Raw genomic sequence first — 6,159 nt, 5'->3', positions numbered from 1 at the left:
ATTCGCCGATAAAATCGAAAATTCGCCGATAAAGCTGAGAAATTCTCCGTTAAATCCGATTACGCCACAAATAGTTTGTAACTTTACACTAAAATTGTGGTGATTTTGGATAGAATAAGTGGAAAAACGAGATATTGGGGTGTTGATATGGAACACAAAGTTCTGCCAAGGAGCGAATGGCTCGAAGCGCGGAAAGAACTGCTGCAAAAAGAAAAGGAATTCACGAAACTACGGGACGAACTAACCCAACTGAGACGAGATTTGCCATGGGAAGCTGTCACCAAGTCTTATACATTCGACGGTCCCAGCGGTAAGATGTCGCTGGCAGACTTATTTGCCGGAAGAAGTCAATTGATTGTGTATCATTTCATGTTCAATCCAGGCTGGGATCAGGGCTGCAAACATTGTTCGTTTTGGGCCGATCATTACAGCGGGATGATTCCGCATTTAAATCACCGTGATGTCACCTTTGTCTGTCTTTCTCGTGCCCCTTTAGAAAAACTGGAAGCATTCAAACAGCGAATGGGTTGGACCTTTCCATGGTTTTCATCGGGACAAACAGATTTTAATTATGATTTCCAAGCCTCTTTTACCAAGGAAGAAGTCGAGAAAAAACAAGCCTATTACAACTATACCCTTCAGAATCCGATGAGTACGGACAGAGAAGGCGTGAGCGTTTTTTACAAAGATGAAGAAGGGCAAATCTTTCATACCTATTCGACTTACGCCCGCGGCATTGACATGGTGAATATCACCTATCAGTTTCTCGATTTGGTGCCAAAAGGACGGCAGGACGACCGAGGACTGCGTCATCGTGATCAATATGTACCGAAAATATAAAACTGGTACCATCAAAAAAGTAATTTCTGGAACTTACAATTTGAAAGGTTTTTTCATAAAATTCGATTATTAACTTAATTGGAGGATCGAACTTATGGAAAATACTTTTCAAATCACTTACAAAATCAACACCGCAATCAGCCCGGAAGATTTGTCTGCAGTTTTTAAAGCTTCAGGAATTAACCGGCCAGCCGAGGACTTGCAGCGACTGCAACGGATGATTGATCATGCCGATATTTTAATTACAGCATGGGTAAATGAAAAGCTCATTGGAATAGCAAGGGCGCTGACGGATTTCAGCTACTGCTGCTATTTATCTGACTTAGCAGTAGACAAAGAGTATCAAAAAACGGGGATTGGTAAGGAACTGGTCCGATTAGTACAGGAACAAATCGGCGAAGAAGCAACTCTAATCTTGCTGGCCTCCCCAGTTGCAATGGAATACTATCCTAAAATTGGTTTTGAAAAAATAGAAAATGGGTTCAAGATTCTACGAAAGAAGTAGGTTTCCACTTTTGATACCTACCAGGTCAAGTATTTTAACTATATTAAGAAAGAGGAATTGCCGCCGCAATTCCTCTCTTCTTGCTTATCCCCGATGCGTACTTCCTTTTAAAATCCGTCTATCTTTAACCACAATCACAATAACGACAGCTAGCACAGCTCCCGAAATCGCAAAGACACTCCGCACTCCTAAATAATCGGATATAAGCCCCATGATTAATGAGCCAACACCGAATGTACCTGTTGAAATGGTGCCAAATGATGTATACACCGTGGCCAATTGTTCTTTCGGAATACTCGTTTGGATGATGGTTTGCTGCGGAATATTTTTCAACTGCCCAAAAACGCCAATCAAAGCCGATAACAATAAAGCGATTAAAGGGTTACTGGTTAAACTAAAGAGAATGGTGAAAAAACAGTTCAATACAATGCCAACCATAATAAATCCGTACTGATTTCGTTCTAAAAAACGAGGAAACTTCACACACAACAAACTCCCCAGAACCAATCCGATGAAAAAGGCACTGTTAATGAATCCCCACCACTGCTCCTGTGTATTCAAGGCCTGCTTCACATAGACAATCAAGATGGCCGCAATCCAAACGGAGTTCGCGATTGTTTCCATGAATTCCATTTTCGCCAGTGTTTTTAATACTGGTGTAAGACGAATGGTCTGCCAGCCTTGTGTAATCAAATCCCGCATTCTTTCTTGTCGTTCCGCTTTGTGGTCTACATTTTTTAAAAAAGCCAAAATAAAACTCGATAAAACGAATAACCCAGCTACCAACAAGATTAACTGATTGGGACTAAACACAATCAATAACAAGCTGCCAAAGAACCAGGTTCCGATTTGAATCGATTGTGTAATGGTTTCAGCGATTCCGTTCGCCTTGATCAGATGTTCTTTTTCAACATAGTATGGGATTAACGTCTGCCTAATGGGATTGGCGCAGCCGTCCAGGAGCGCAATTCCCGCTATCATGAAAAAAACAAAATAATAATTGGTTAAGGCTAAACCGCTCATCATACAAGCACTTAACCCAAACAAAATGACTGTCTTCCCTATTTGTGAACCGACTAACAGCTTTTTCAGATTCACCCTTCCAATCAGAATTGGTGTCAGGATGCTTGAAATAAACATGGCGAAGGTAATGGTAAAGGGCACGATGGCCGAGACTGCGGCAGATTTGGTTATTCCAAAAATAAAACTGATTACAGCGACGACATACAACACATCCCCCACATTGGCTAGTGATTGGCCAACCATGAGGAAAAGAAAATCACGATTACGTTTCAATTTGATCCCCCATTTTTAAAAATTTTTTAAATGAGGGGGAATTTAGATTGGATTACTGAACATGTAACGTAGCTCCTTTTAAAAGAGGCAATTAGATAAAAGCTTAGGGGGACCACTCGTTTTATCGTCATTGCGTCAAATTTTCTTTCTTAAATTATACTTTGTTTTTTAAGAAGGGATACATCTTTTTCCCGTTCATAAAAAAAACGTCCCTGCATAGGACAGGAACGCTCATTTTATCGGAATCGAATTTAGGTAAATCAGTATGATTGATATGGGGATGGATATTAAGATGGTCAACACCGGCTTTTTATGATGTAACCGAATGAGAATAAACATTAGGATACTAAATAAAAACGAGTGGAATAGTGTCCAACCGTGTTCATATTTAAAAGTTCCGGTTTTTATTAATATCCATTCATTTGCGGTGTAAATGATGACCCAAAGCGCGGTCCACCAAGCCGATAGAAAACGGTGAGCTGGATACCTGCCTAAGAAGATTAATATCGTGCTGGCAAATACAATAAACTCACCAGCTATACAAGTCAGTTCGTTTTTTAGCGGCCATGTAGGGATGAGTGACCAGAGCCGATGATTATAACTGACATAATAATAAAGCACGTCGCCAAGAATGAAATAAAGTATCGTTCCATAATACATGCGCCAGTTTCTCCAGTCGCCCCAACGAATACCCGCAAATATCCAAGAACTGACCCCAATAATTTCAGCCATTTTTACGCCTCACTACAAAGGAAATTGAATGCATATTGTATAATACCCATTTATGGAAAAAATTATCAAAATTGATAAAAACTTTGTTGGATACCCTCATAGGACCCTTATGGGCACTCACCCAAGTCTGCCTAAATGAATACTTTATGGTTAAAACGATATGAAAAACGGAGGAATCGGGATGGGATACTTTGTTACGGTAGAACCGGGTGTGAATTTATATGTTGAAGATATTAACCCAAGCGGCAGCAAGACCATCGTCTTTATCCATGGCTGGCCGCTCTCCCACAAACAGTTTGAATATCAGTTTGATGTTCTTCCCGCAATGGGTTACCGTTGTATCGGGATTGATTGGAGGGGCTTCGGGAATTCGGATAAACCCATCAGTGGATACACATTTAACAGACTGGCAGATGATATTCGCGCGGTTGTTGGTACATTACAATTGCAAAATGTCACACTTGTTGGTCATTCTACCGGGGGAGCGATCGCGATTCGATATATGACCCGCCACAACGGTTACGGGGTGTCCAAGCTCGTCCTTGTTGATGCTGCCGCTCCGACAGGCTTTACAAAGGAAACGGCCGATAAATTTCTCAAGGAAACCTTAAATGATCGTCCGAAGATGATGCAGGAAGTGACAGATAGCTTTTTCTTTCAGTATATAACACCAAGATTCTCAGACTGGTTTTTTCAAATGGGGTTACAGGCGGCTGGCTGGTCGACTGCTGCAGTGGTTGTATTATTAAGAGATGAGACGCTTTTTGAAGATCTTCCCAAAATAAATGCACCCACTTTAATTATTCACGGTGTTCATGACAAAGTGATTCCGTTTGCTCAAGCACAGGAAATGAATCAGAAGATAAGAAATTCACAGCTTGTCCCGTTTCAATATAGTGGCCATGGACCTTTCTGGGAAGAGCGTGATCGGTTTAACCAGGTTTTGGCACAATTTGTTTAATAGGGAGTCGGCTGCCATCGGTGCAGCTTTTTTATTTTGCAACTTGTGAAGTGGATGGTTTATTTTTAGGTGAATTGGATGGTTAATAGAGTGTACAATTGCGTTATTATATAATTGTCATTAATTTATAGCATTAATTAAGAGGTGAAGTATGAAAATAATGTTTGGTTTGGTCATATTGATCTTAATTTTTTCAGTGGTTTCAACTCTAATACTTACAAGGAAGCCTGACGAAAACTATAGGGGTTCCACCAAAAGAAATACGACTAATTTAACGTTAATATATGTGGTTATTATTTTTATCGCTTTAGTTTCTTTAGGGATTTACATTTGGTTGACTTAAAGGAGATAGGGAATATGACTTGGACTGTGCTTTCAATCATTCTAATAAGTGCTATTAAAATTGGCATGACCTGCCTTCCAACCGGCCCTGTGAACTGGCTTATTAGAAAGTTCGAGACCCATTCAAAACTTAATGTTGAGAATGTAACCATAACCATTAATGGAAAGCGGTTAGATGGGGAAGACAAAATTCAAATGATTAATGATTTTAATGAGGCAACATTTATTAAGCAGCAATATATCTATCCTGGGACCGAAGAATTTTATTTATATCCAGAGAATCATAAAACTCCGATTGTCATTGACACTAAAAATGGCAAACAAGATGTGACCATCTTTTTGTATCATTATAACGATCATGTTGATGTTGTTAAACAATATAAGAAGAAAGTAATTGCCTATAGTTTGTTCTCCGATCGCCTCCAAACCGTTCAAGGAGCTTAAAAAAATCAGAGTTTCCAGCCTGGAAACTCTTTGTCTTTTTTTTGTTCTTCATACTCTTTCATTCTTGAATATGAATTTCCCAGCCTGCCAACAATGTATCCTTGTGGGCTCGTCGTTTCTCGTTTCCCCGTTAATTCCTCTAATTTTATCCTTGCAAACATGTTTGCCACTCCAGCTAAGCTTTCAATTGTATCCATTAATTCAGGGTTATCACTGTTGTACCTTTTAGCAATGTAGATAATATAATCAAGTCTATTTTTAATGAGCTTAAGCGTTTCGGTATCAAACTGTTCCTGGTTCATCACATTCCACTCCTTATCCTTAAGCTTATGTACAAAAAGTGATTTTCGAACAAAGAAAATAAATAATACCTACAGGTTCTTTTTTCCTTTTAAATGATTATTTTCACAACCGGAAAGCATTCCCTACAAAGATACTTGCGCATTATTTTCCTCTATTAATTTGGATAATAACGCCATTTTCAAAAACTGCAGCCTGTCGTCTCCTTGCTTTCACTTTTGAATAGTGTTACTATAAAGAGGAATTATTTTTGTTCGGTGTAAAGAAAGATGTATTAGTACTGACTTTCGTCTTGAAGATCACTGAGAGCAAGGATAGTAATACAATGTGTGTACAAACACACTAGGAGGCAACAAAAATGGAAAAAGGCAAAGTAAAATGGTTTAACGGCGAAAAAGGATTCGGATTCATCGAGCGTGAAGGTGGAGAAGACGTATTCGTCCATTTCTCAGCTATCCAAGGCGAAGGCTACAAAACATTAGAAGAAGGTCAAGAAGTGACTTTCGACGTTGAGCAAGGTCAACGTGGTGCACAAGCAGCTAACGTGCGTAAAGCATAATATAAATATAGAATTAGCCTCTAAATTTTAGAGGCTTTTTTATTTAGGCTGTGTTAAAGGACATTGTTGATTTTATAACACTGTTGATTGGAGTGGAAGGCGCGAGACTCCTGCGGGAATACGGGGCAGGGGAGACCCCGCAGGCGCTAAAGCGCCGAGGAGGCTCCCCGAACCGCCCGC

Annotated in this window: 8 protein-coding genes; 5 read left to right on the top strand and 3 right to left on the bottom strand. The window is 39.7% G+C overall.

Features of this window, described 5'->3' with window-relative positions; translation table 11 throughout:
* Positions 1–105: 105 nt before the first annotated feature.
* Together V7161_RS10100 and V7161_RS10095 are read left to right on the top strand one after the other, a co-directional pair.
* Positions 106–840 (top strand): DUF899 domain-containing protein, encoded by a 735-nt coding sequence (locus V7161_RS10100; protein ID WP_335444764.1) that lies wholly within the window; start codon positions 106–108, stop codon positions 838–840.
* A gap of 94 nt (positions 841–934) precedes the next feature.
* Positions 935–1,345, top strand: a complete 411-nt coding sequence (locus V7161_RS10095; RefSeq protein WP_335444761.1) for a GNAT family N-acetyltransferase — start codon at positions 935–937, stop codon at positions 1,343–1,345.
* Positions 1,346–1,429: 84 nt separating this feature from the next.
* On the opposite strand, the gene V7161_RS10090 is transcribed toward V7161_RS10095, so the two are convergent.
* Together V7161_RS10090 and V7161_RS10085 are read right to left on the bottom strand one after the other, a co-directional pair.
* Positions 1,430–2,641 (bottom strand): MFS transporter, encoded by a 1,212-nt coding sequence (locus tag V7161_RS10090; protein WP_335444759.1) that lies wholly within the window; start codon positions 2,639–2,641, stop codon positions 1,430–1,432.
* A 231-nt stretch (positions 2,642–2,872) separates the two neighbouring features.
* Positions 2,873–3,373, bottom strand: coding sequence for a CBO0543 family protein (locus V7161_RS10085; RefSeq protein WP_335444756.1), 501 nt, complete (start codon positions 3,371–3,373; stop codon positions 2,873–2,875).
* A gap of 181 nt (positions 3,374–3,554) precedes the next feature.
* Between V7161_RS10085 and V7161_RS10080 the strand changes: the two genes are divergently transcribed.
* Complete coding sequence (locus V7161_RS10080) at positions 3,555–4,334, top strand: alpha/beta fold hydrolase (protein ID WP_335444753.1); 780 nt, start codon at positions 3,555–3,557, stop codon at positions 4,332–4,334.
* A 357-nt stretch (positions 4,335–4,691) separates the two neighbouring features.
* Complete coding sequence (locus V7161_RS10075; protein WP_335444751.1) at positions 4,692–5,120, top strand: YfmQ family protein; 429 nt, start codon at positions 4,692–4,694, stop codon at positions 5,118–5,120.
* Between the two features lie 5 nt (positions 5,121–5,125).
* On the opposite strand, the gene V7161_RS10070 is transcribed toward V7161_RS10075, so the two are convergent.
* On the bottom strand, positions 5,126–5,422 hold the full coding sequence (locus V7161_RS10070; RefSeq protein WP_335444748.1) for a hypothetical protein: 297 nt from the start codon (positions 5,420–5,422) through the stop codon (positions 5,126–5,128).
* Between the two features lie 356 nt (positions 5,423–5,778).
* Between V7161_RS10070 and V7161_RS10065 the strand changes: the two genes are divergently transcribed.
* The gene (locus tag V7161_RS10065) at positions 5,779–5,979 is read left to right on the top strand and encodes a cold-shock protein (RefSeq protein WP_027322326.1); all 201 of its coding nucleotides are present in this window, start codon (positions 5,779–5,781) and stop codon (positions 5,977–5,979) included.
* Positions 5,980–6,159 lie beyond the last annotated feature (180 nt).

Origin of the sequence: Neobacillus drentensis (genome assembly GCF_036965425.1) — a bacterium.
Lineage (GTDB): Bacteria > Bacillota > Bacilli > Bacillales > Cytobacillaceae > Neobacillus > Neobacillus drentensis_F.
The sequence above is the reverse complement of the archived record's forward strand: the minus strand, read 5'-3'. Positions and strand labels throughout refer to the sequence as shown.